This is a genomic window from Thermosipho sp. (in: thermotogales) (assembly GCF_020054775.1).
GTDB classification, from domain to species: domain Bacteria; phylum Thermotogota; class Thermotogae; order Thermotogales; family Fervidobacteriaceae; genus Thermosipho; species Thermosipho africanus.
Map to the genome: position 1 here is coordinate 21,240 of NZ_JAIHAP010000007.1, position 23,812 is coordinate 45,051.

Annotated in this window: 25 protein-coding genes; 11 read left to right on the forward strand and 14 right to left on the reverse strand. The window is 28.8% G+C overall.

All coding sequences use genetic code 11. The annotated features are described in order from the left end of the window. Positions 1-90: 90 nt before the first annotated feature. On the forward strand, positions 91-1,206 hold the full coding sequence (locus JG780_RS02600) for an ROK family transcriptional regulator (RefSeq protein WP_287569128.1): 1,116 nt from the start codon (positions 91-93) through the stop codon (positions 1,204-1,206). Here JG780_RS02600 and JG780_RS02605 read toward each other — a convergent pair. The 9 genes from JG780_RS02605 to JG780_RS02645 all read right to left on the reverse strand — a co-directional run bounded on the left by JG780_RS02605 (position 1,193) and on the right by JG780_RS02645 (position 8,858). Beyond that, on the reverse strand, positions 1,193-2,143 hold the full coding sequence (locus JG780_RS02605) for a sensor histidine kinase (protein ID WP_004103519.1): 951 nt from the start codon (positions 2,141-2,143) through the stop codon (positions 1,193-1,195). The genes JG780_RS02600 and JG780_RS02605 overlap by 14 nt on opposite strands. Then, a complete protein-coding gene (locus JG780_RS02610) occupies positions 2,136-2,804 on the reverse strand; it encodes a response regulator transcription factor (RefSeq protein ID WP_004103521.1) in 669 nt (222 codons plus the stop codon). Before JG780_RS02610 ends, JG780_RS02605 begins: the two co-directional genes overlap by 8 nt. After that, positions 2,782-3,450, reverse strand: coding sequence for a phosphate signaling complex protein PhoU (phoU, locus tag JG780_RS02615; protein WP_004103524.1), 669 nt, complete (start codon positions 3,448-3,450; stop codon positions 2,782-2,784). Before phoU ends, JG780_RS02610 begins: the two co-directional genes overlap by 23 nt. Before the next feature lie 14 nt (positions 3,451-3,464). Next, complete coding sequence (gene pstB / locus JG780_RS02620; RefSeq protein WP_004103526.1) at positions 3,465-4,217, reverse strand: phosphate ABC transporter ATP-binding protein PstB; 753 nt, start codon at positions 4,215-4,217, stop codon at positions 3,465-3,467. Then, complete coding sequence (pstA, locus tag JG780_RS02625) at positions 4,204-5,025, reverse strand: phosphate ABC transporter permease PstA (protein WP_004103528.1); 822 nt, start codon at positions 5,023-5,025, stop codon at positions 4,204-4,206. Before pstA ends, pstB begins: the two co-directional genes overlap by 14 nt. After that, positions 5,018-5,878: a PstC family ABC transporter permease gene (locus tag JG780_RS02630; protein WP_004103529.1), complete on the reverse strand. Its 861-nt coding sequence runs from the start codon at positions 5,876-5,878 to the stop codon at positions 5,018-5,020. The genes pstA and JG780_RS02630 overlap by 8 nt, the downstream gene beginning before the upstream one ends. Positions 5,879-5,889: 11 nt before the next feature. Continuing rightward, on the reverse strand, positions 5,890-6,711 hold the full coding sequence (locus JG780_RS02635) for a phosphate ABC transporter substrate-binding protein PstS family protein (RefSeq protein WP_114702412.1): 822 nt from the start codon (positions 6,709-6,711) through the stop codon (positions 5,890-5,892). Positions 6,712-6,993: 282 nt separating this feature from the next. Continuing rightward, complete coding sequence (locus tag JG780_RS02640; protein ID WP_287569129.1) at positions 6,994-8,331, reverse strand: aldehyde dehydrogenase family protein; 1,338 nt, start codon at positions 8,329-8,331, stop codon at positions 6,994-6,996. Continuing rightward, positions 8,328-8,858 carry a GNAT family N-acetyltransferase gene (locus JG780_RS02645; protein ID WP_004103537.1) on the reverse strand — a complete coding sequence of 177 codons (531 nt, stop codon included), beginning with the start codon at positions 8,856-8,858 and terminating at the stop codon, positions 8,328-8,330. The genes JG780_RS02640 and JG780_RS02645 overlap by 4 nt, the downstream gene beginning before the upstream one ends. 175 nt (positions 8,859-9,033) lie before the next feature. On the opposite strand from JG780_RS02645, the gene JG780_RS02650 reads away from it, so the two are divergent. Together JG780_RS02650 and JG780_RS02655 are read left to right on the forward strand one after the other, a co-directional pair. Next, positions 9,034-9,462: a MarR family winged helix-turn-helix transcriptional regulator gene (locus JG780_RS02650; protein WP_012579363.1), complete on the forward strand. Its 429-nt coding sequence runs from the start codon at positions 9,034-9,036 to the stop codon at positions 9,460-9,462. Continuing rightward, positions 9,459-10,475: an NAD-dependent epimerase/dehydratase family protein gene (locus JG780_RS02655; protein ID WP_287569130.1), complete on the forward strand. Its 1,017-nt coding sequence runs from the start codon at positions 9,459-9,461 to the stop codon at positions 10,473-10,475. Before JG780_RS02650 ends, JG780_RS02655 begins: the two co-directional genes overlap by 4 nt. Here JG780_RS02655 and JG780_RS02660 read toward each other — a convergent pair. From JG780_RS02660 to JG780_RS02675, 4 genes are all read right to left on the reverse strand, one after another. After that, entirely contained in the window at positions 10,440-11,363 is a 924-nt protein-coding gene (locus JG780_RS02660; protein ID WP_287569131.1) for a 1-phosphofructokinase family hexose kinase, read from the reverse strand. The two genes, JG780_RS02655 and JG780_RS02660, sit on opposite strands and share 36 nt — an antisense overlap. 96 nt (positions 11,364-11,459) lie before the next feature. Further along, positions 11,460-12,203: a 3-oxoacyl-[acyl-carrier-protein] reductase gene (gene fabG, locus JG780_RS02665; RefSeq protein WP_004103556.1), complete on the reverse strand. Its 744-nt coding sequence runs from the start codon at positions 12,201-12,203 to the stop codon at positions 11,460-11,462. Positions 12,204-12,293: 90 nt separating this feature from the next. Further along, complete coding sequence (locus JG780_RS02670; protein ID WP_012579366.1) at positions 12,294-13,037, reverse strand: energy-coupling factor transporter transmembrane component T family protein; 744 nt, start codon at positions 13,035-13,037, stop codon at positions 12,294-12,296. A gap of 13 nt (positions 13,038-13,050) precedes the next feature. Then, positions 13,051-15,192 (reverse strand): sodium-translocating pyrophosphatase, encoded by a 2,142-nt coding sequence (locus tag JG780_RS02675; RefSeq protein WP_012579367.1) that lies wholly within the window; start codon positions 15,190-15,192, stop codon positions 13,051-13,053. Positions 15,193-15,402: 210 nt separating this feature from the next. On the opposite strand from JG780_RS02675, the gene JG780_RS02680 reads away from it, so the two are divergent. From JG780_RS02680 to coaE, 8 genes are read left to right on the forward strand one after another with little or no spacing between them, the layout of a single operon-like run. After that, positions 15,403-16,122: a winged helix-turn-helix domain-containing protein gene (locus JG780_RS02680; protein WP_004103564.1), complete on the forward strand. Its 720-nt coding sequence runs from the start codon at positions 15,403-15,405 to the stop codon at positions 16,120-16,122. Between the two features lie 4 nt (positions 16,123-16,126). Further along, complete coding sequence (locus tag JG780_RS02685) at positions 16,127-17,401, forward strand: sensor histidine kinase (RefSeq protein ID WP_287569132.1); 1,275 nt, start codon at positions 16,127-16,129, stop codon at positions 17,399-17,401. Beyond that, a complete protein-coding gene (locus JG780_RS02690) occupies positions 17,388-18,692 on the forward strand; it encodes a thymidine phosphorylase (protein WP_004103566.1) in 1,305 nt (434 codons plus the stop codon). Before JG780_RS02685 ends, JG780_RS02690 begins: the two co-directional genes overlap by 14 nt. Positions 18,693-18,701: 9 nt before the next feature. Then, entirely contained in the window at positions 18,702-20,309 is a 1,608-nt protein-coding gene (locus tag JG780_RS02695) for a phosphodiester glycosidase family protein (protein ID WP_287569134.1), read from the forward strand. Between the two features lie 20 nt (positions 20,310-20,329). Further along, positions 20,330-20,842 carry an adenine phosphoribosyltransferase gene (locus JG780_RS02700; protein ID WP_004103571.1) on the forward strand — a complete coding sequence of 171 codons (513 nt, stop codon included), beginning with the start codon at positions 20,330-20,332 and terminating at the stop codon, positions 20,840-20,842. Between the two features lie 32 nt (positions 20,843-20,874). Next, positions 20,875-22,224, forward strand: a complete 1,350-nt coding sequence (locus tag JG780_RS02705; protein WP_004103575.1) for a glucose-6-phosphate isomerase — start codon at positions 20,875-20,877, stop codon at positions 22,222-22,224. Next, the gene (locus tag JG780_RS02710; RefSeq protein ID WP_004103577.1) at positions 22,224-22,439 is read left to right on the forward strand and encodes a hypothetical protein; all 216 of its coding nucleotides are present in this window, start codon (positions 22,224-22,226) and stop codon (positions 22,437-22,439) included. Before JG780_RS02705 ends, JG780_RS02710 begins: the two co-directional genes overlap by 1 nt. Beyond that, positions 22,436-22,975 carry a dephospho-CoA kinase gene (gene coaE / locus JG780_RS02715; protein WP_004103579.1) on the forward strand — a complete coding sequence of 180 codons (540 nt, stop codon included), beginning with the start codon at positions 22,436-22,438 and terminating at the stop codon, positions 22,973-22,975. Before JG780_RS02710 ends, coaE begins: the two co-directional genes overlap by 4 nt. 14 nt (positions 22,976-22,989) lie before the next feature. Here coaE and JG780_RS02720 read toward each other — a convergent pair whose 3' ends face one another. Beyond that, on the reverse strand, positions 22,990-23,802 hold the full coding sequence (locus JG780_RS02720; RefSeq protein ID WP_004103581.1) for a GGDEF domain-containing protein: 813 nt from the start codon (positions 23,800-23,802) through the stop codon (positions 22,990-22,992). Between the last annotated feature and the right edge of the window lie 10 nt (positions 23,803-23,812).

The window sequence follows — 23,812 nt, forward strand, 5'->3', positions numbered from 1 at the left end:
TAGTTTTAAAATTAAATTTAACTTTAAATAAATTAAGATATATGATAAAATTAAAACGTATATCAAAAGCAAATTAAAGAGGTGAATTAAATGGAAATATCAACATCACAAAAAATACTTAATGAATTATTAATCAGCTATAAAATTAGTAGAACAGAACTTGAAAAAAAATTAAATATTACTCCATCTACGTTGTCTTATACTATAAAAAAAATTAAAGACCTTATTGAAATATATAAAGAACCATCATTGGGACAAGGTAGACCTAAGCAGTATCTATCATTAAATAAAGATTATTGGATTTCACTGGGAGTTAAAGTTGGAAGAGACTATGTAAACATTACAAAATTAAATGGACGCTTTGAAATTCTTGAACGCTATACTTTTAAACTTAGTAAAAAAAATATTGGAAATGAAAATCTCTCAAAATTTTTAAATGATGCTTTTGAAAAAATTTCTGAAAAAGAAAATATCAAAGCTGTTGGAATGGCTTTTTCTGGAGAAGTTGTAGAACAAAAAATAAATTCAAAAATTCTAAAACTTGAAAACTTTTCCCCTGAAAAAATTGTTAAAACTCACTTTAAAAATTCCGTGCATTCAATATTAAATGATGTTGAAGCAATTGCAACTGAAGAATATATTAAATACAAAGGTGAAGACATTTTAGTTATTAATTATGGTACAGGAATTGGTGCATGTTACTATGGAAATGGTGAACTCAAAAATAATAAAAATAGAAAAATAATAGAAATAGGACATTTTTTTGCTGGAGGACATGAAAAGTGTTATTGTGGAAGTACGGGTTGTCTTGAAACTCTTGCTTCTGATTACGCTGTTTTAAAAAAGTTTAAATTCAATAACCTTAAAATTGTAGATTTTATAGAAAATGAAGAAAATTTTGAAAATGATCTAAAAGAAGTAAGAACGCTTTATAAAACCTTTAAAAAAAGAGCCGAGGAAATATATGAAGACACTTTTAATTATCTAACAATATTTATTTCAACAATCTTTAGAATTTTAGAGCCAAAAAAGGTTATTTTAACAGGTGAAGGTGTAACACCATGGTTTTCACAGATGTTACAAAAAAAGATTATCAATTCAAACAAAATACCAATACCTATAATTTTCCGTGGACTTGAAAACAACATCGAATTAGGCGCATCAATTAATGCCTTACAAAAATATATAATGACTAAAATTGAATGATAACTTTCGTACCAATTAAATAATTGGATTCTATAATCAACTTATAATTTAATATATTACAAATATGTTTTACAATCGAAAGCCCCAATCCTGACCCTGTTGCCATTTTGGTGGCTTCTTTGCTTCTATAAAATCTTTGTGTAACTTTTTCTAAATCTTCTTTTTTTATACCAATTCCACTATCACTAATTATTATTTTGTCTTTATATGCCTCTATGATAATTGTGGAATTATTGTATGAATATTTTATAGAATTAGAAAGCACGTTTTTAATTATTGTATAAAGCATAAAACCATCACTTTTATACTCTTTATTTAAAATTTTTAAATCAATCGTTAAATTTTTACTTTTCAATTTCTGTGAAAGTTCATCAATAACCTCGTTTAATATCTTTTCAAAATCTACTATATCAATCTTAGGTTTATACATTCCAAGTTCTAACATAGCCAGTACTTTCAACTGCTTTATAATTCTTTCCATCCTATTTGAAGATTTTTCAATATCTTCAAGAGCTTCCAAAATATCTTTATTTTTTTCATTAAGAGTATCCTTTAGATAAATTGTATTAGCTTTAATAATCGAAAGTGGATTAAATAATTCATGGGAAATTGCTGTTGTAAAATTAACTTTTGCCTCTTTAATTTTTATATATTCAGTTAAATCCGATAAGTAAAGTAAATTATCAAAAAATTTAATTTTTACATATCTCCAATCTGAAAACTCAAAAAAATAAAGCTTTTCTTCAAGTTCAAAATTTTTTCTCTCTATTAAATACTCAATAATTACATCAATATTTTTTGATGTAAAAACATCCAAAATTTCAAAATTTTCTTTAAAACCATATTCCAATGCTTTATTATTTGCCTTGGCTATTTTTAAACCATCAAGCATTATAATTGGTTCATCAAAATTCTGAAAAATTTCAAAATTAAACATCATATCCCCTCGGATTAAATTTGTATCCTGCTCCTCTTATTGTTTTTATCCAAGATTTTCCTAGCTTATTCCTTATATTACTTATATGAACATCAACAACTCTATCTGAAATAAATTCATCTTCCCAAACTGTATCTAAAATTTTTTCCCTTGAAAAAACATAATCTGGATTTTTTGCAAGTAAACATAAAACTTCAAATTCTTTAGCTGTCATCTCAACTTCATTATTGTTTAATTTAACAACATAATTTTCACAAAATATTTCTAAAGGTCCATATTTTATATATTCATTATTTTTTGAAACCCTTCTAAAATACGATTTTATCCTTGCAACAACTTCCCGTGGATTAAATGGCTTTGCAACATAATCATCGGCTCCAATTTCAAGACCATATATTTTATCATTATCACTATCTCTTGCTGAAATAATAATTACTCCAAGATCTGGAAAATTAACCTTTATATCCGGCAATTCATTTATCGAAAAACCATCAGGAAGCATTATATCAAGCAAAACCAGATCAAATTTATCATTATATAACTTTTTACGAAAATCGACTATACTTCCTGCTTCGTCAACTTCATATCCATGAGACTTTAAATATTTTTTCAGAATATTTCTTATTGACAAATCATCCTCAACTATTAGAATCCTTTTCATAATTTATTATCTCCTTTATTTCCTTTCCAGTTTCTATATAAATTATCTCTTCACATAAATTTGTTAAATGATCGCCTATTCTTTCTAAATCACGCGCTATTAGAATATTGTATATAATAGATTCTTTATTATCAAGATCCTTTGATTTGTTTCTTATCAACTTTTCTAAATCATCTAAATTTTTATCATCAAACCATATTTTTTTTGATAATTCAATATCTTTTTTTGAAAAAGCCAAAAATGTATCATGCAGCATTTTTAATACTATTCCAAACATTTCTTTTACTTCCCTTATCATCTTGTAATCAATATTGTTCTTTTCAAAATAAATGACTTTTTCTGCACTATTGCAAGACAAATCAGCAATTCTTTCTAAATTATTCGAAAATTTAATCATTGTAATTATATACCTTAAATCCTTCCCAATAGGATTATAACGAGCTATAATATCGTAAACTTTCTCTTCTATCTGTCTATTTAATAAGTCTATCTCATCGTCCCTATTAATAACATCTTTTGCAAGAGAAACATCAAAAAATTCTAACGCCTCAATTGCATTTTCAAAAGATTGAGATACTAGTGAAAGCATTTTTGAAATATAAGCTCTTAACATTGAATATTCTTTTTCAAAATGTATAGTATCCATATTTTATTCCTCCTTTAACCTATTTTACCATTTAAGTATTCTTCTGTTAATTTATTTTTTGGATTTCTTACAACTTCAGATGTTTCTCCAAATTCAATAAGTTCTCCTTTAAACATAAATGCAATGTAATCTGATATTCTAATTGCTTGTGCTATATTATGTGTCACTATAACAATTGTATACTTTTCTGATAATCTTTCCAAAAGCGATTCTATTCTTTGTGTTGCTATTGGATCAAGTGCAGATGTTGGCTCATCTAAAAGTAATACTTCAGGTTCAATAGCTAGAGATCTTGCAATACACAACCTTTGCTGTTGCCCTCCTGAAAGCGAATAAGCATTTTTATCAAGTTCATGCTTTACCTCATCCCATAGTGCTGCTTCTTTTAAAGTCTTTTCAACAATTTTATTTATTTTACTTTTATCTTTTACCCCATGGATTTTTAATCCAAAAGCTATGTTTTCATAAATGCTCATTGGAAACGGAACAGGCCTTTGAAAGACCATACCAACTTTCTTTCTCAAAACTGTTAAATCATCTACATCTTTATAAACGTCTTTTCCATCAATTAAAAGTGATCCTTCAACTTTAAATCCTGGAATTTCATCATTTATCCTATTTATACTCCTTAAAAGAGTTGATTTTCCACAACCTGAAGGTCCTATTATCGCAGTAATTTTATTTATATAAACTGGAAAAGTCACATTATTAACAACCTTTTTTTCTCCATAATATGCTCCAAAATTTTTAAATTCAATTATTTCCATTACTAATACCTCCTATTTTATAAGCAATCAAGTAAATAACCAAAATCAAAATTAGAAGAAATGCTGCTGTTCCACTTGTCATCCACATTGATTCTTTTCCATATGCAGAAATTAGATAGTATATATGAGTTGGCAATGTCATTACTGGAGAAAAAATATTTTTTGGCATACTAGTAGCATAAAAAACAGATCCTGTTACCAACACTGGTGCAGTTTCTCCTAAAGTTCGCCCAAGTCCTAATAAAACACCCGTAGTAATTCTTGATTTTGATGCTTTTAATAACACTTTAAAAATAGTTTCGTTTCTTTTTGCACCTAATGCATATGCAGATTCTTTAAGTTCTTTTGGTAAACTTGCCATAGCTTCTTTTGTTGAATTTGAAATTATTGGTAAAGTCATTATAGAAAGTGTAAGAGATGCTGACAATATTGAAGTTCCAAATCCCAAAGCAATTGAAAACATAGCATATCCAAATAAACCATAAACTATAGATGGCATTCCACTTAACCCAGTAACTGCTAATTCTACTATTTTTGATATCTTCTTATCTTTATACTCTGCTAAAAATATGCCAGTAAAAATTCCTAACGGAACTGAAAAAATAACACTTGTAATAATAATATAAATACTGCCAACTATTGCTGGAAATATTCCACCTTGCCTCATGCCATTTTCTGGATACTTTGTAAAAAAATCTAAAGAAAAATATTTTATTCCATTTGCTAAAACTTCTATAATTATAAACACAATAAAAACTACTACTATATATGACAAAATCTTTAAGATAATTTTTGCAAATTTATCCATATGTTTTCCAGCTCCTTAACTTTGATAAATAAGTTAAACATAAAGAAATTACTAATAAAATTAAACCAGCTAGGAATAATGAATGATAATGCATACTTCCGACTCCAGCCTCACCAATTTCACTAGCTATAGCTGCCGTTAAAGGTTTTATAGGATCAAAAAATGAAGTTGGAATCATTGCTGCTCCTCCTCCAACCAATAAAACCACCATTGTTTCTCCTATTATCCTATTAATTGTTAAAATTGTTGAGTTAATTAATCCAGAACGTGATGCCAAAGTTGTAATTTTTAATGTAGTAATAAATTTAGAAACTCCTAAAGAAAGTGAACTTTCAATTAATTCTTTTGGAACACTATCTAAAGAATCTGTCATAAGCGAAACAGAATAAGGAAGTGAAAGCAAAGAAAGGCCAATAACTGCTAGAAGAAAATTCTCAGTAGACCATACACCAAAATTCAAAAATATTGGCGAAATATAAAATACCAAAAACATTCCAATTATAACAGATGGAATTCCAGACAAAATACTAATAATAAATTTAATGAATCTCTTTTCAAAACCATTTGAATAAGTATGAAGATAAAATGCTATAAAATAACCAATTGGAATAGTAATAATTGATGAAACTAATGTTACAAGTAAAGTATCAGCAATTAGTGCTAACATACCAAATTCAGGAGGATCATATGTTGGATACCAATAAACGCTCATCAACGGTTTTAACTTTAGTTCAACAATTGCTGGCAATGCTTCTTTAAATATAAATACTATCAAGAGAAAAAGCGCTGTGATGGACAACAGCGCAAAAAAGTATATTAAAAACATCTGAAAATAATACTTAAAAGTCCTCATTTATTTACCCCCTAAAATCCATATGCAGAAACATATCCTGCTTTTTCTACTAAATCTTGTCCTTTTTTAGAAACTGCAAAATTAACATATTTCTTTATGAGATCATCAACTAGGTATCCGTTTGATGCATCAACAAACATGTACAATGGCCTTGAAATTGGATAGGTTCCTTCTAAAATATTTCTTTTAGTTGGTAATACACCATCAACTTTTAAAACTTTAACATCTTCTGTAACATATCCAATTCCAGTATAGGCAATTGCATATGGATTATTTTTTACAGATTCAATTTCAAATTGAGTACTTTCAACCATCCTAACCCATGGAGCCATTTTTTCCTTATTCAAAACTTTATTTTCGAATGTTTCAAAAGTTCCAGATGCCGTATTTCTTGAATAAATTACTATTTGCTTTTTAGGTAAATTTGGATCAACTTGACTCCAGTATCTTATTTTTCCAGTGTATATATCTTTCAAAGTATCTATTGATATATTTTCTATTCCAAGATTTTTATTTACAATTACTGCTATACCGTCATAACCAACAATAATAGGTACAAAATATTTTTTCATACTATGCATTTTTTCAATTTCACTTTCTTTTAACCATCTACTTGAATTTGCAATATCTGCTGTCTCGTTAAAGAGGGCTGCAATCCCAGTCGATGAACCTGCTCCTTCAAGTGTTATCTCCATATCTGGATACATCTTTTTTAACTCTTCTATCCAAAGTTGAGCAACTGGGAAAATAGTGTTTGAACCCTTGATTACCAAAGTTCTTGAAAATGCGAAAAACACCAACAATAACGCAAAAATGACAAAAATCTTTCTCATAAGAAACACCTCCTGGTTTTTGGTCTCCAGGAGTATTATCTAAAATATACATTTTACTTTTTTTTAGAAATATTAAGAAATGTTAAGAGATAAAGGAGAGATTTATTAAGGATGGTATAAAAAGTAAATGAAAGCCTATAAATACTGCTGAACTTTCCTAAAGTTAAAGTGCAAATAAATACCAAAAGTTTAAATTGCTCATAAATAAGCAGTCAATTATTCTCTGATTTTGCAAATAAAACTGTAGCAATGTAAACTGCTATAAAAAGTTAAAAATCAAAATCATAAGTACCACTTTCTTAACATTTTTTGAATTTTTTCAAAACCTTTATATGGTTGATATTTTACGTTAATTTCAAACTTTCCTCTAAAAAATACCGGTTTTAAGTGTGAAAATGTTTCAAAACTATATCTACCATGATACCTTCCTATTCCACTTGTTTTTATTCCTCCAAAAGGAAAACTTTCTGGGACAAAATGAGAAATTGTGTCATTTACACTTATCCCACCAGCTTGAATTTTATTAATAACATTTTTAACAAAAGCTTTGTTATTCGAAAATACATAAAGAGACAAAGGATATGGATTTTTACTAATTATTTCAAATATATCTTTTTCATCTTTAAATGTAATTATAGGCAAAATAGGACCAAATATTTCTTCACTCATTAATGAATCGTTTATTTTCACATCATCTACAATAGTAGGTTCAAACTTTCTTTCATATACTTTCCCTCCAAAAATTACTCTTCCTTTTGTATTATTTAACAAATTTTTTAGTCTTTTTACATGCCTGTCATTAATTATACAAGCCATCTTACTTTGAAAATCTTCGAAATATTTAATTAACCTTTCAACTAGTTGCTCCTTAATACTTTCTTCAACTATTAAGTAATCAGGAGAAATACATGTTTGCCCTGCATTTAATAATTTTCCCCAAGCAATTCTTTTAGCTGAAAGTTCTAAATCACAAGTTGAATCTACAATAGTTGGATTTTTTCCCCCAAGCTCAAGTGTTACTGGAATTAGCCTTTCAGATGCTTTTTTCATTACATATTTTCCAACACCTGGACTCCCCGTAAAAAATATATAATCAAAATCTTGATCTAAAAGTTTTTTAGAAATTTCTGCATCTCCTGTAACTACTTTTATATAATCTTCTGAAAAATACTTTGTTATCATTTTTTCTAAAACTTTAGTAACATTTTCTGAATATTCAGAAGGTTTTAAAACAGCACAATTTCCAGCTGCAATAGCTCCAACTAAAGGAGTTAGGGTTAAATTTACAGGATAATTCCAAGGCGAAATAATTAAAGTTACACCGTATGGTTCAGGAATTAAAAAACCTTTTCCAGATTTATTCTCAATACCAACTTTTACTCTTTTAGGTTTTGAAAGTTTTTTTAAATTCTTAATAAAATATTTTATTTCTCTATAAACAATAAATATTTCTGTCAAAAAAGATTCCTCTTTTGATTTATTTAAATCAAGAAAAAGAGCACTATATAAATCTTCTTCAAACTCTTCCAATGCATGTTTTAAAATTTTTAATTGATTAATCCTAAACTCTAAATCATATGTTTTTCCAGTACTGAAAAATTCTTTTAAAGAATTTATCAACTGTTCCACTCCTTTCTTAGCAAACCCATAACAATTACATTATAATATTTACCATTTCTAAATATCTCCTCTCTTAAAGCCCCTTCTATTTTAAATCCTACTTTTTCATAACTTCTTATTGCTCTTTCATTGAATGAAAATACCTCTAACTTTACTTTATTAATATTCATTTCGTTAAAAATAAAATTGACTAATACTCTCATAGCATCTGTTCCATATCCTTTATTCCAATATGGTTTTCCCAAAAAAATACCAACTTCAGCAACTGAGTTTTTCCAATCAACTTTGTTTATACCACAACCTCCAATGTATTTCCCATCTTCAATCCTTTCAATAGCAAAAGAATATTCTCCTCTTCCAAATGGGTTTAAACTGTTATACCATTTTTCTTCATCATCAACCCTTAATGGAAACGGAATTCCAGGGATCAAATATTTTTTAACCTCTGGATCATTTACAAATTTCCTTGCTATTTCCAAGTCATTTTTTTCATACGCCCTTAACCTAACTAATTTTCCATTGTACATTTTAATCCCCCCTTCTTTCTTAACTTAATTATATCAAAAAGAAAGAATAAAAAAGATAATTAACTGTAAATTGCTTTCAAAAAGACACAAACAGTTTATTCTAATTTTGGTTCATAATATAAATTGTTTATAATATAAATAGTTTATATATTAAACCATATTAGGAGGTGCTATTTTGAATAAAGAAGATATCTTGAAAACAATCTTCTCACTAGTAGTAAATTTTGTCAATTTTTTTCATTCAAACAAAGTATTTTCAAAAATGACTACAAATGAATTTTATGTATTTGTTTTTATTGCCTTAAATAACAACGTTACAATGAAAGAATGTTCTCAAAAACTAAATCTTTCAAAAAGTACTATAACAGTCATTATTGACAAATTAGAACAAGAAAATCTTGTCAAAAGAATAAGGTCTAGAAAAGACAGAAGAAAAATATTCTTAATTTTAACAAAAAAAGGCGAAAACATTTTTAATAAATTTTTGGAAGATTTTAATAAAATTGTCGACTATACCATTTCTAAAATTCCTGATAATGAACTTCAAATTATTAACAAAGGCTTTGAATACTTTATTAAAAATTTAGGAGGTGAGAAAAAATGATATTAATTACTGGTGGTTCAGGACATTTAGGCAATGTTCTTATCCGAAAGCTTTTAAAAATGGATGAACAAGTTGTAACACTTGTTCATCCAAGTGACAAATGTGAAAGTTTGAGAGGATTAAATGTAAAAATAGTAAAAGGTGATGTAAGAGATTATACACTAGTTGAAAAACTATCAAAAGATGCTGACATAATTATTCATCTTGCTGCACTTATATCAATACTTCCCTGGAAGAAAAAAGCTGTTTACTCAGTAAATATAGACGGGACTAAAAACATACTAAAAGTTTGTAAAAAGTTAAATAAAAAACTAATTTATATTAGCTCAGTTCACGCATTTGAAGAGCCAAAGCCTGGAACTGTTATAGATGAAAACACTAATATCGATCCTTCAAAAACTTCTGGAGTATATGGCAAATCAAAAGCATTTGCAGCACTTGAAGTTCTTAACGCAATAAAATCAGGTTTAGACATTACCACCGTATGCCCAACTGGTATTATTGGTCCATTTGATTTTAAACCATCTGAAATGGGAATAATGTTTTTAAAATATTTAACAAACAAACTCAAATACATTATTGATGGAAGTTTTGATTTTGTAGATGTAAGAGACGTTGCAGATGGAATTATTAAACTTATTTACCTTGATAAAAGAGCTAATTTTTATATACTTTCAAACAAAACTTTTAAAATGACTGAACTTATACATCTTTTAAATGAAATCACCGGGAAAAACATAAAACCAAAAGTTATAAATACAAATTTTGCATATTTTTTATCATTATTTTCAACAACTTTTGGGTATCTTGTAAATAAAAAACCACTATTTACTCCTTACTCAATACATACGTTAACAAGAAACTATACATTTTCACATGAAAAAGCTACAAAAGAAATAAATTATAATCCAAGAGATATAAAAATAACTCTTTACGATACATTGGAATGGCTTTCAAATTACTTTTTAAAAGAGAAATTAATAAATCCTCTCAATTTGCACTCTATCAAGTAAATTTAAAACATCGTCCTTTTTACATAACTCGGTTCCAGGAGTCATAACTGCTGCATTTCCTGCTGCATTTGCCCACTTAAAGGCTTCATATCTACCTTTTTCTCTCATTAAAACATAAGCTGCTAAAAATGAATCTCCGGCCCCTACTGCACTCTTTACTGGAACATCAATAGGTTTTGCAAAATATCCTTCATCATTTGCCAATAATAAAGATCCTTTTGATCCTAAAGTTAGTAATATTTCTTTAAGATTATACTCCAAAATCAATTTTTTACCTTGTTCTATAAAATCTTCAAACTTTTCTATTTTCTTACCAACAAGCCTTTCAAACTCATGTTGATTAGGTTTTATTACATCAGGACCACCCAATAACCCTGATTTTAACTTTTCACCATCTGCATCAAAATAAACATATACTCCCCATTGTTTTAGTGCAAAAATTATTCCTGTGTAAAAATCAGGAGAAACTCCAGTTGGAAGACTTCCAGAAATTACAATAATATCTTCTTTTCTAACTATAGCATTTAAAACTTCTAAAACTGTTTCTAGCTTTTTTCTCGAAACTTTTTTAGTTGGAACGCTTATTCTAAACTGTCCACTATTTGTTTCTAAAATAATATTTGTTCTTGTTTCTACACTAACCCTTATCGTCGTATATATAACGCCTTCCATATCAAGCATTTCTTCAATTTTTCTTCCAGTATCACCACCTAAAAGAGAAATAGCTACTGAAATCCCACCAAGCTCTTTAATAACCCTTGATACATCTATTCCTTTTCCTGCAGGATAATCCACTACTTTTTTTGCTCTGATTGTGTCATCAAGCTTTAAATCATCTACATAAATATACCTATCAAGGCACGGATTCATTGTAAGTGTAAATATCATATATATTACCTCCTTTAATCTTTTAATTAATTTTAACATAAAAAATAAAAAAAGGTGCCTGGCATTTTACAGGCACCTTTTCAATATATAAACTCTTTAAATTACCAATCCACCATCTATACCAATTACTTGCCCTGTAATATATGAAGATTCATCTGAAGCTAAGAATAAATAGAGATTTGCAACTTCTTCAGGTTCACCCATTCTCTTTAATGGAATTTTTTCATTCAAAGCGTTAATTATTTTTTCAGGAACTTTTTCAGTCATAGGAGTTTTTATAAATCCTGGAGCAACGGCATTTACTCTAATTTGGGCACCTTTTCTTGCAAGCTCTTTTGCCCAAGTTTTAGTCATACCAATTACACCTGCTTTTGTTGCGGAATAATTTGTCTGGCCTATATTTCCAAAAACTCCAACTATTGAAGATGTATTAATAATACTTCCTTTACCTGCTTTAATCATAAAAGGTGCAACTGCTTGCGTCATATTAAATACACCTTTTAGATTAACATTAATTACTGCATCCCAATCTTCTTCCTTCATTTTTAACAAAAGAGCATCCCTCGTTATTCCTGCATTATTTACTAAAACGTCAATTTTACCATATTTACTAGCAACTTCTTCAACAACCTCATTTATTCTCTTTCTATCTGTAACATCCAAAACATAAGTATCAATAACTCCAGGACCAGGATTTTCTTCTTTTAATACTTTTAAATTTTCTTCGGACATATCACACGCAATGATTGTAGCACCTTCTTTTGAAAATAACAATGCAGCTGCCTTTCCTATCCCACTTGCTGCTCCGGTTATAATACAAACTTTATCTTTCAATCTCATATAAAAACCCCCTTTTTGTTGATAAAATTAGACTCATTTAACTTTTTCAATTATAATTATACTATTATTATTGCATTTTAACAACCTTTATTAAAAAATAATTTTTAAAATAAAAAGAAATAAAAAAACTAATAATGAAAATGTAATAAAATATGTATCAATTTTCTTCCATTTTAAAACATAATAACTACTTCTTTCAAAAACTCCATATTTTCTAGCTTGAAGTGCTATTGAAATTTCTTCTGCCTTTCTGATTGCAGAGATTAGCAATGGTATAATTATAGCCACGATACCCTGAACTTTATACCTTATCCCAGGTTGATCGAACTTTGCCCCTCTTGCAATTTGAGCTTTAATAATCCTATCAACTTCATCAAATAGAATTGGTATAAATCTAAAAGAAATAGTCATGATCATACTAAAGTCTTCTCTATATCTTTTTTTCACACCAAAGTATTTCAATAAATCAGCCAAACCTCTGGCAATAAGTAGCGGAGAAGTTGTGTATGTAAGAAACGATGCAAACAAAACTACAAAAATTAATCTCAATGCAATAAAAGCCGCAGTTTCAATACCACTTACAAAATACTGTATAACAGTTGCAAAAGCTATTAAAAACCACATATTCTTAACTGATCTAAGATAGATCTTTATTGAAATCTTTGACAACTTTACTATTACCATAAACAAAAGAAATAACCATATATAATCATATAAACTACTAACTGACAAAACTGTTGCTATAAAAAGAAATGAAGATACAATTTTTGATCTTGGATCTAGAGAATGAATAACTGAGTCTGTAGGAACATACCTTCCAAAAGCAAATTTCATAACTTACCCCCTGTTAAAAAATATGGAATTTCAAAAATAATGGAGCCAAAATTAAAGAAATTACAGACATAATTTTTATAAGTATATCCAAACTTGGTCCTACTGTATCTTTTAAAGGATCTCCTACTGTATCACCTATGACTAATGCACTATGTTCATTACTACCTTTACTAGTTCCAGGAATTTTACCTTGCTCAAGATGTTTTTTAGCATTATCCCAAGCGCCACCAGCATTTGCAGTAAATAACGCTAACATTATACCACTTAAAGTAGTTCCTACCAACACTCCTCCAACAAATTCTGTACCTAAGAAAAAACCTGAAACTATTGGTGTAAATACTGCAATAAAAACTGGCTTAGACATTTGTTTTATAGCACCTGATGCACTAATTCTTATACATTTTTCATAATCAGGTTTTTGAGTCCCTTTTAAAATACCTGGCTTTTCTTTAACTTGATTTCTAATTTCATCAACCATTAAAGCAGCCGTCTTTACTACCGATTCTATTAAAATCCCACTAAACATGTATGGAAGTGCAGCACCTATTATTGCTCCAGATAGTGTTTTTGCATTTATTATATTCAAATTAAGAAAATCAAATATATTTTTCACTGACATCCCTGGTGAAGTCTGTGAAAAAACATAAGATGCAAATAAAGATAATGCTGCAAGTGCTGCAGAACCAATTGCAAAACCTTTTCCAATTGCAGCAGTAGTATTACCAACCATATCAAGTTTATCAGTTATTTCCCTAACTTCTGGTTCAAGTTTTGCCATTTCACTTATTCCACCTGCATTATCTGCAATAGGGCCGTATGAATCAACGGAAACAGATGTTGCAACAAATGACAGCATACCAATTGAAGCCATTGCTACTCCATATAAACCTGAAAAATAATCGGCTAATAAGATTGAAATAAACAAAAATATAGAAGGAATAAAGACACTTTTCATTCCTAATGCCATGCCACTACTAATTACTATTGCTGTTCCTTCTTTTGATTTATAACTTAACTCTCTAGTTGGTCTAAACTCATCAGATGTATAATATTCTGCAAGAAGACCAATAATAATACCTGAAAAGATCCCCAAAATTGAAGAAACATAAGGTGAAAATTTTCCAAATCTAAACCCAAATTTTTCAAGACCATCTACATTTCCAAAAAATATATTTGTCATTAAAAAATTCCCAGCCAGACTTAAAAAAGCTGATAACATAAGTGCAGTATTCAAATCTTTGTGTGGCTTTCCAGAGCCTTTTTTAAATATTATATAATAAATACCTATAATACTTCCTATTAAACCTATTATTGTATACAAAAAAGGATAAAAAATTAACTTTTTTGCAGTTTCATAATATATCCCACCAGAAAGTGCAAAGATATATGAAGCTAAAACTATCGCTGAAAGTATAGACCCTACATAACTTTCAAGTAAATCTGCACCAAGTCCTGCAACATCTCCAACGTTATCTCCAACGTTATCTGCAATTGTTGCAGGGTTTCTAGGATCATCTTCAGGAAGTTTTAATTCAGTTTTTCCAACCAAATCTGCCGCCATATCTGCTGCCTTTGTATACACACCTCCACCTACCCTATCAAACATTGCAATTATTGAGCAGCCCAAAGAATACCCAGAAACTGTCATTGCAAACGGAATAAAATTTATACCAAGATAATTTTCTACAATTACTAAATATTCTTTTTTTAACTGATATCCAAAAATTAAAAAAACTAATCCCAATCCAAGGAGAGCAAATGAACTTACAGAAAGCCCCATAACTGAACCACCTTGAAAAGCTACTTTTAATGTCTTATCTATGTCTTTTGTTAGACGAGCAGTGTTTGAAACTCTTACATTTGCACGCGTTGCTATTTTCATACCAATATAACCTGCTATCGAACTCATTAGAGCACCTATTAAGAATGAAACTGAAACATACCATTCAGTCAATAATCCAAGGATTATTGCAATTGGAACAGATATTTTAAAAACAACTTTGTATTCATGGGAAATAAATGCATCAGCACCTTCTCTTATAGCTTTTGCTATTTCTATCATTTCTTTAGTACCTTCTGGCTTTTTTGTTACACTCCAAAAGTTTAACAAAGCAAAAAATACACCGACAATAGGTAATAATAAATATATAAACATATCATCACCCCCTCAATCTTTGTGAAAATTCTAACTTAAATTTATAATGTAAAAGTTCTTTAAACATTTTATTATCACCTTTTGTTAACAGAATTATAACATTTTTTTGTTCCAAAAACATGCAAAAGTATTTCCATTTTGTTAAAAAATATGATATAATGTTTCAAGAAGATATCAGTTAACATTTAAAATCGAGAGGAGGTTAATTTTATGGGAAAGAGAAGGATCATGGTTATTGATGATCAGCCTGAGATATTAGAACTTATTAGCTTTACACTTGAAAAAGAAGGATATGAGGTTGTTCCTGTTGAAGATGCCGAAAAAGCTTTAGAAGAAATAAAAGACAAAGAAATTGATATGTTTTTAGTTGATATTATGTTACCTGGAATGGATGGATTTGAATTTGTCAGAAATATTAGAAGTCAAGAAAAATATAAATCTACACCTGTAATTTTTCTAAGTGCTAAAGGTGAAGAATTCGACAAAGTATTAGGCTTGGAACTTGGCGCAGATGATTATATAACTAAACCATTTAGTATAAGAGAATTACTTGCCCGTATAAAAGCAGTCTTCAGAAGAATGCAACTTTCCACTCAAGTTAAAGAAGAAAAACCTAAAAAAATTGTTGCAAAAGATCTCGAAATAGATGTGGACAAATATGAAGTTAAAATTAAAGGTAAAAAAGTAAACCTTACTCCTCTTGAATTCGATCTTTTAAGATTTTTAGCTGAAAATGAGGGTAAAGTTTTCTCAAGAAATGTACTACTCGATAAATTATGGGGTTATGACTACTTTGGCGATACAAGAACAGTTGATGTACATATAAGAAGACTTAGAACAAAAATAGAAGAAGATCCTTCTAATCCAAAATATATTGTAACTGTTAGAGGGAAAGGGTACAAGTTTAGAGATCCTGGAAAGGAAGAATAATGACATGTTTCTTGAAGTTTCAACAATACTTATAACAATAATCTTATTAATAATAATTGCCTATTTTAGAAAAAAATTATCAAAAATGAAAATTTACAAAGAAGCTTTAAATAAATTAGCACAGTTAATAGAGGAGGAAAAAGATTCTCCTCCTCTTTATATTGCAGAAAAAATAAGAAAAAAAATTACAAAACTTGAGGAAGAAAATTATGACCTTGAATTATCTTTAAAAAACCATTTAACCATACTCAATAACATAGTTGATCCTATTATAATTACTAAAAAGGATGGAACTATTACTTTCGCCAATAATGAAGCACGTAAAATTACTAGACCCGGGATTGAAGAAAGGAAAGTTTATGAAGTTTTTGAAGATTATTATGTCAATCAAATGTTTGATGAAACCATTAATAATAAAAGCTTAACTTCTGGAGAAATAAACATATTTGTTAATGGTGAAAAAAAATATTATGAAGTGAAAATTGTACCTGTTACCTTAGAACAAAATAATGAAAGGTTTATTATAGTATTGCATGATGTAACACAAGAACGCGTACTTGAAAATGTTAGAAAAGAATTCATATCCAATGTATCACATGAACTTAGAACACCTCTTACTTCTATACATGGTTATGCTGAAGCTTTACTTGAAGATGATCTCGAAGATAAAGAACTAATCAGAAAGTTCCTATCAATTATAGAATCTGAGGCTGCAAGAATGACCAGGCTTATAAACGATCTTTTAGATCTAGAAAAACTTGAATCAGGAAACACACAATTTGTTTTCGAAAAAATAAATTTTACCGAAGTTTTAGAACATGTTAGAAATATAATTGAGCCGCTTGCAAAAGATTATCAAGTAGAAGTTGAATTTGTTTATCCTGACGAGTTATATTTAGTTGGTGACAAGGATAGGTTAACTCAAATGACATTAAATTTAGTTGATAATGCAATCAAATATACTTCATTAAAAGAAAAAGGCGAAAAGAAAGTCACTGTTGAAGCTTGGAAAGAAAATAACTCTATTAAATTGGTAGTGAAAGATACAGGAGTTGGTATTCCTGAAAAAGCTCAAAAGAAATTATTTGAAAGATTTTATAGAGTTGACAAAGCAAGGAGTAGAAAAATGGGTGGAACAGGTTTAGGACTTTCAATCGTTAAAACAATAGTTGAAAAACACAATGGAGTCATTGAATTTACAAGTAAAGAAGGTGTTGGAACAAAATTTGTAGTCACACTACCAATCAACAGGGAGGAAGATAACAATGAGACCGTATGATGTAATTTTAAAAAAACGTAATGGTGGTAAATTAACAAAAGAAGAAATTGAATATATGATAATGGGTTATGTAAATGGGGAAATTCCAGATTATCAAATGTCAGCTTTTTTAATGGCAATTTACTTTAGGCACCTTGACAATGACGAAAGAGCTATTTTTACAGAAATAATGGCAAAATCCGGTGATATGCTTGATCTTTCTCCAATAAAGGGAGTTAAAGTTGACAAACATTCAACTGGTGGTGTTGGTGATAAAACAACATTGGTTGTTGCACCGATTGTAGCATCGTTAGGAATTCCTGTTGCAAAAATGTCAGGGAGAGCGTTAGGTCACACAGGTGGAACCATTGACAAACTAGAATCAATTCCAGGTTTTAAAACTTCATTAAGTCTTGAAAAATTCTTTGAGAATGTAAATAAATATAAAATTGCGGTTGTAGGACAAACTGCAAATTTAGCACCTGCAGATAAGAAAATATATGCTCTGCGTGACGCTACTGCAACTGTCGATGAAATTTCGCTGATCGCATCAAGTATTATGAGCAAAAAACTTGCAGGTGGTGCTGATGCCTTTGTTTTAGACGTAAAAGTAGGTAGTGGAGCTTTTATGAAGGACATTAGTTCGGCAAAAGAACTTGCAAGCGCAATGGTTGAAATAGCAAAATCTCATAACAAAACTGCTGTTGCAGTTTTAACAAATATGGATGAACCACTTGGAACCTTTGCAGGAAATTCTCTTGAAGTATTAGAAGCAATTAATACTTTAAAAGGACAAGGTGATGAAAAATTTAGAACTCTTTGCTTAACACTTTCTGCCTGGATGTGCCATTTAGCTGGCCTTGGATCATATGAAAAATGTTTTGAGCTTTCTAAAGAAGCTCTAGATACGGGCAAAGCACTTGAAAAATTTAGAGAGTTTGTTAAAGCACAAGAAGGAAATGAAATGGTTGTAGAATCTCCTGAAAAGATATTACCGATCTCCAATAAAATAGTTGAATTCAAAGCATCCGAGGATGGATATATTTCAAGCATTGATACTGAAAAAGTTGGAATTGCTTGTAATTATTTAGGTGCGGGTAGAGTCAAAAAAGAAGATAATATTGATCATTCTGTTGGATTAGAATTCTTGAAAAAAATTGGCGACAAAGTAAAAAATGGAGATACACTGGTAAGGCTTTATGTAAGTGAAAAAAGTAATATTGATGAAGCTATGAACTTACTCAAACAAGCTTACAATATATCTTCTACAAAAACAAATCCTTTGGAAATTATTTTAGACATAGTAAAGTGAGGTGTCTTTTTGAAAAAGTTAATTCTTATTCTTCAAATTTTTATTTTTAGCGGGCTATTTTTCGCTAATTCCTTGTTGTTTCAAAACAAAGCTTATTTTTTCCCCGACAAATGGATTGATGAAAAAATTTTAAAAGATATTGGATTTAAATATGTTAAAAATGAAAAAATCTTTATGGTATTTAATGATGATCTTTTTATTGGAAAAGATGGTACATTTACCATAAATTTTGATGGTGAGTATAAAAATGCTTTTAAGATAGAAAATAACGAACTTTATTTAAATATTGACTTCTTAAAAGAATATCTAAATCTTTCGGTTATTAAAAAGGACAATCTCTTTATATATTATGATACTTTACCATTACTAAAAAGTGTCGAATTTAAAGATAATAATCTAACATTTTTCTTTTCTAAAGAAATAACAAAAGAGTTTATTAATCTATTGGTTGACAACAGAGATTTGACAATAGAATTAAAACCGATTAATGGTAATCCTGTGATAATAGGTAATGTTAGTTTTCAAAAAAATGAAAATTCATTCTTATTTTTCATTTTAAACAATAGGCTTAAACCTGTACCAATTATTTCTTTTCAAAAAAATATTGTCAAAATTGTTCTTAATTTTACTGAAGATGATAGAAAAACGTTAAAGGATGGACTTGAATGGGAAAGAAAAATTGAAGTTTTTAATGAAAAAAAATATTTAATAAATTATCTACACATAGATCCAAAAAAAGTAGAAATACTTCCAATCATTTCAAGCAATGGCATAGGCACCAGACAAGACTTGAGAGAAATGCTTAAAAACAATAATTGCATTGCAGGTATAAATGCAAACTATTTTGATCCATCTACTAATATACCAATTGACTTAGTTATAAAAGATGGTAAACTTTTATCGGACAAATACGGATTGAGGCCTGTATTTATAGTAACATATTCAAACGAAGTATTTATAAAAAGAATTAACTTAGAGGTAAATATTTATCTTGATGATCTTCTATTTCTCGTAAAGGGTGTAAATACAAATGCAAAGGGTGAAGTTTTGCTATATACAGATGAATATGCATTAAAAATTCCTAAAGATGACGATAAAAATTATTTTGTAATATCCAACAATCAAATAATTTCAAAAGAATACGTTGAAAAAGTCCCAAAAGACTCGATGGTTCTTTTAATAACAAAAAAGTACGATAAATATCTTAAAAATATAGAAGTGGGTTCAAAGGTGAATTTAACAATTAATTCTGATTTTCCATTCCCTATTAAGCATGCAATAGGTGCCGGCCCTTTGCTAATCGAAAATGGGAAAAAATTAATAGACAGTGACGAAGAAAAATTGAGATATGGTAATGGTCTTGCACTATCAAAGACCAGTAGAACTATTATTGCAATTACAAAGGAAGGTAAAGTTGATTTTATTGTAATTGAAGGATATAATGATTCACCTGGAATGAATTATGATATAGCAACAGAATTTTTACTTGAAAAAGGATATTTTTATGCTATGATGCTAGATGGTGGTGGATCAAGTGCTATGGTAATACAGGACGAAGTTGTAAATCAAGATGGTACTATTCAACGTGGTATACCAGTTGGATTGGGTGTAAAATAAAAAATTTGGAGGTGCCTGTTGTGGATTTAAGAACTTTTATCAGAGATATTCCTGATTTTCCAGAAAAAGGAATTATATTTAGAGATATTACACCATTGCTCAAGGATAAAGAGGCTTTTAAACATGCTATTGATATGCTCGCTGAAAAATTATCCGAAATTGATTTTGACTTAATAGTTGCCCCAGAAGCTCGTGGATTTATTTTTGGTGGTGCATTATCTTACAAATTAAATAAAGGATTTATTCCTGTAAGAAAACCTGGAAAATTACCATATGAAGTAATATCTGAAAAATATACCCTTGAATATGGAGAAGCAGAACTTCAAATGCATGTTGATAGCATAAATAAAGGACAAAAAGTTATAATTTTCGATGATGTTCTTGCAACAGGTGGTACAGCAAAAGCATTAAAAAAACTTGTTGAAAAAGCAGGTGGAGAAGTAGTTGCAATGTCATTTTTAATTGAACTTAGTTATCTTAACCCTAGAGATATATTAAAAGATGAAAATATTATATCATTAATAATCCTTTAAATAAAATTGTTAAAGATAAAGGGGTGTGTAAAATGCTAAAATTTGATTTTACAAATTTATTTAGCAATAAAGTTCCCAATAATATTACACTTGATGAAGTAAAATCATACGAAAATAAAATAAATCAAATCATAAAGGAAATAGATACTAACCGCCCTGGTTTTGTTGAAACTATTTTTTCAAGAAAATGGATAGATTCTGTTTTAGATTTAAAAGATACTATTTTTCAGTTTGATAATTTAGTAGTTCTTGGTATTGGAGGTTCAGCTTTAGGGAATATTGCTCTTCAAAATACATTGAAACCTCTTAACTGGAACTTTCTTTCTAAAGAAGAAAGAAACAGAAAGTTAAGAATTTTCGTGATAGATAATGTTGATCCGGATTTTGTTGCTTCCATTTTAGATACAATAGATATAAGAAAGACATTGTTTAATGTTATTTCAAAATCTGGAAGTACTGCTGAAGCAATGTCAAATTATCTAATTGCTCGTGGAATTATTGAAACATATGGTCTCGATCCAAAAAAACATCTTATCTTTACTACCGATCCAGAAAAAGGAGTTTTAAGAAAAATTGCTAATGAAGAAAACATAAAAACTTTAGAAATACCACAAAATGTTGGCGGCCGTTTCAGTGTTTTAACACCAGTTGGTCTTTTATCAGCATATGCAGCAGGTATAAACATAGAAGCCTTATATGATGGAGCAAAAATTGCCTATTCAAGGTTCTTAAAACCACTATTTGAAAATCCTGCAGCTTTAATAGCAATCACACACTATTTATATTACAATAAAGGAAGAAATATCTCCGTTATGATGGCTTATTCAAATAGGCTCTATCACCTTGCTGATTGGTATAGGCAGCTATGGGCAGAAAGCCTTGGGAAAAAGCTTGATAAAGATGGAAATATAGTTAATGTAGGACAAACACCTGTTAAAGCACTCGGAGCTGTTGATCAGCATTCACAGGTCCAATTGTATAACGAAGGTCCAGATGATAAAATTATTACTTTCTTAAAAACTGAAAAATTTAATAGAGATATTAAAATACCAAATGTTCATGAGGAAGAAGCTCTTTCTTACTTACAGGGAAAATACCTCTCTGAATTGTTAAATAACGAACAACTTGGAACTGAAAGTGCAATTTTAGAACATGGTAAGCCATCATTAAAAATAACATTCCCTGTTATTGATGAGGTACATGTTGGTGAATTTTTTATGCATTATGAACTTGCAACTGCAATTGCTGGTGAATTGTTTAATATAAATCCTTATGATCAACCTGGCGTTGAACTTGGTAAAAAAATAACATATGCTCTTATGGGAAGACCAGGTTATGATGACCATAAAATAAACATTGAGGAAAAAAGGATTGAATTGTAATGAATTATATTGAAATTTTATCAAATATTTTTTCTCCAATAAATATTTATGAATCAGATGACTTTGTTACTATCGTAATTGAAAATGATGAAAATCTTGAAGAAAAAATTAAAAAAACTCCTAAAAACATGTTACCCGAAAAAACTCTTAGAATTATTACCAAAGAAGAGTTAGAAAATAATGCAATTAAAGATTTAGGAGTGAAGCTAATTTGAAATTAATATTATGTGTAACTGGCAAAATTGGAACAGGAAAATCCACTGTATCAAAATTTTTTAAAGAAAAAGGTTTTGAATATATAAATATGGACGAGTTAGGAAAAATTGCCTTTGAATACGAAAAAGACAAAATCTTAGAAGTTTTTAATACATTAGAGAGAAACAAAATTAGAGATATTGTATTTCAAGATCAAAAAATGCTCAAAAAATTAGAAAAAATTTTACATCCAAAAATGTTAGAAATACTTGAACAAATGACTGCCAAAGAAAATTATTATGCAATTGAAGCAGCTATAAAAAGAAGATTAAAAATAAAATGTGATTTTACAATTACAGTAAAATGTAGTTTAGATACAATTTTAAAAAGGGTTTCTGAAAGAGGACTTTCTCAAAAAGATATAGAAAACATATTAAAAAACCAAATGGACATACTTGATGAGGGAATTATTATAAATAATGACGGAACAATCAAAGAACTTTATGAAAAACTTGAAAAAATCTATACTTTTATTATGAAAAGTGCCTCTTTTTAAAAGAGGCACTTTTTTTAATTATTTTTCATCTTTTTTAAAAATTTTTGTTTATACATAAGTTTATCTGCATATTCAATCGCTTCTAAAATGTCATTAAAACCTTCTGGAATTATAGAAATTCCCCATGAAAACTTCGTCTTGATCAAACTTTCCAACCTATTTATTACACACTTTGCATCCATAGTATTTAAAAACAAGACAAACTCGTCACCACCCCATCTAATTATAAAATCACCTTTTCTTATCAACTCTTTAATAACTAAAACAAACTCTCTTAGCAATTTATCACCTGCAAAATGTCCAAGTTTATCATTCGTCTCTTTTAAACCATCAATATCTATAAACACAATACTTGCTTTTTTGTTGGTTCTTTTAATTTCATAAAATTTTTTTTGTAAAATTTCTATTCCAGCTTTCCTTGTTAAAGCACCTGTTAATTCATCATATAACGAATTTTCCTTTACTTCTTCAAATTTTTTAACATTTCTGTAGTGAATTTCTGCAATCGTCAAAATGTATTTTAAAAGACTTTCTTCAAACTGACTGATTTTATTATAATACAATCTAAAAATTATATTATCAAGTTTGTAATCTTTATTTTTGCCGCTAATTGTCCCAAACGATGCTATTAATTTATCACTATCAAAAATCTCTACAGCATTTACTGATGGAATAATATTAAACAAAGTTCTAGCCATTTTATAAAAAAATTCTTTTTTTTCAATTGTTCCAATTATATCAATAACAGAAATCGAAAATAATGGGAATAACGCCTTTTCCTTCAATGTATCACTGGCTTCAAAAATAACATCTGAAATCTTTTCCATATTCTCACCT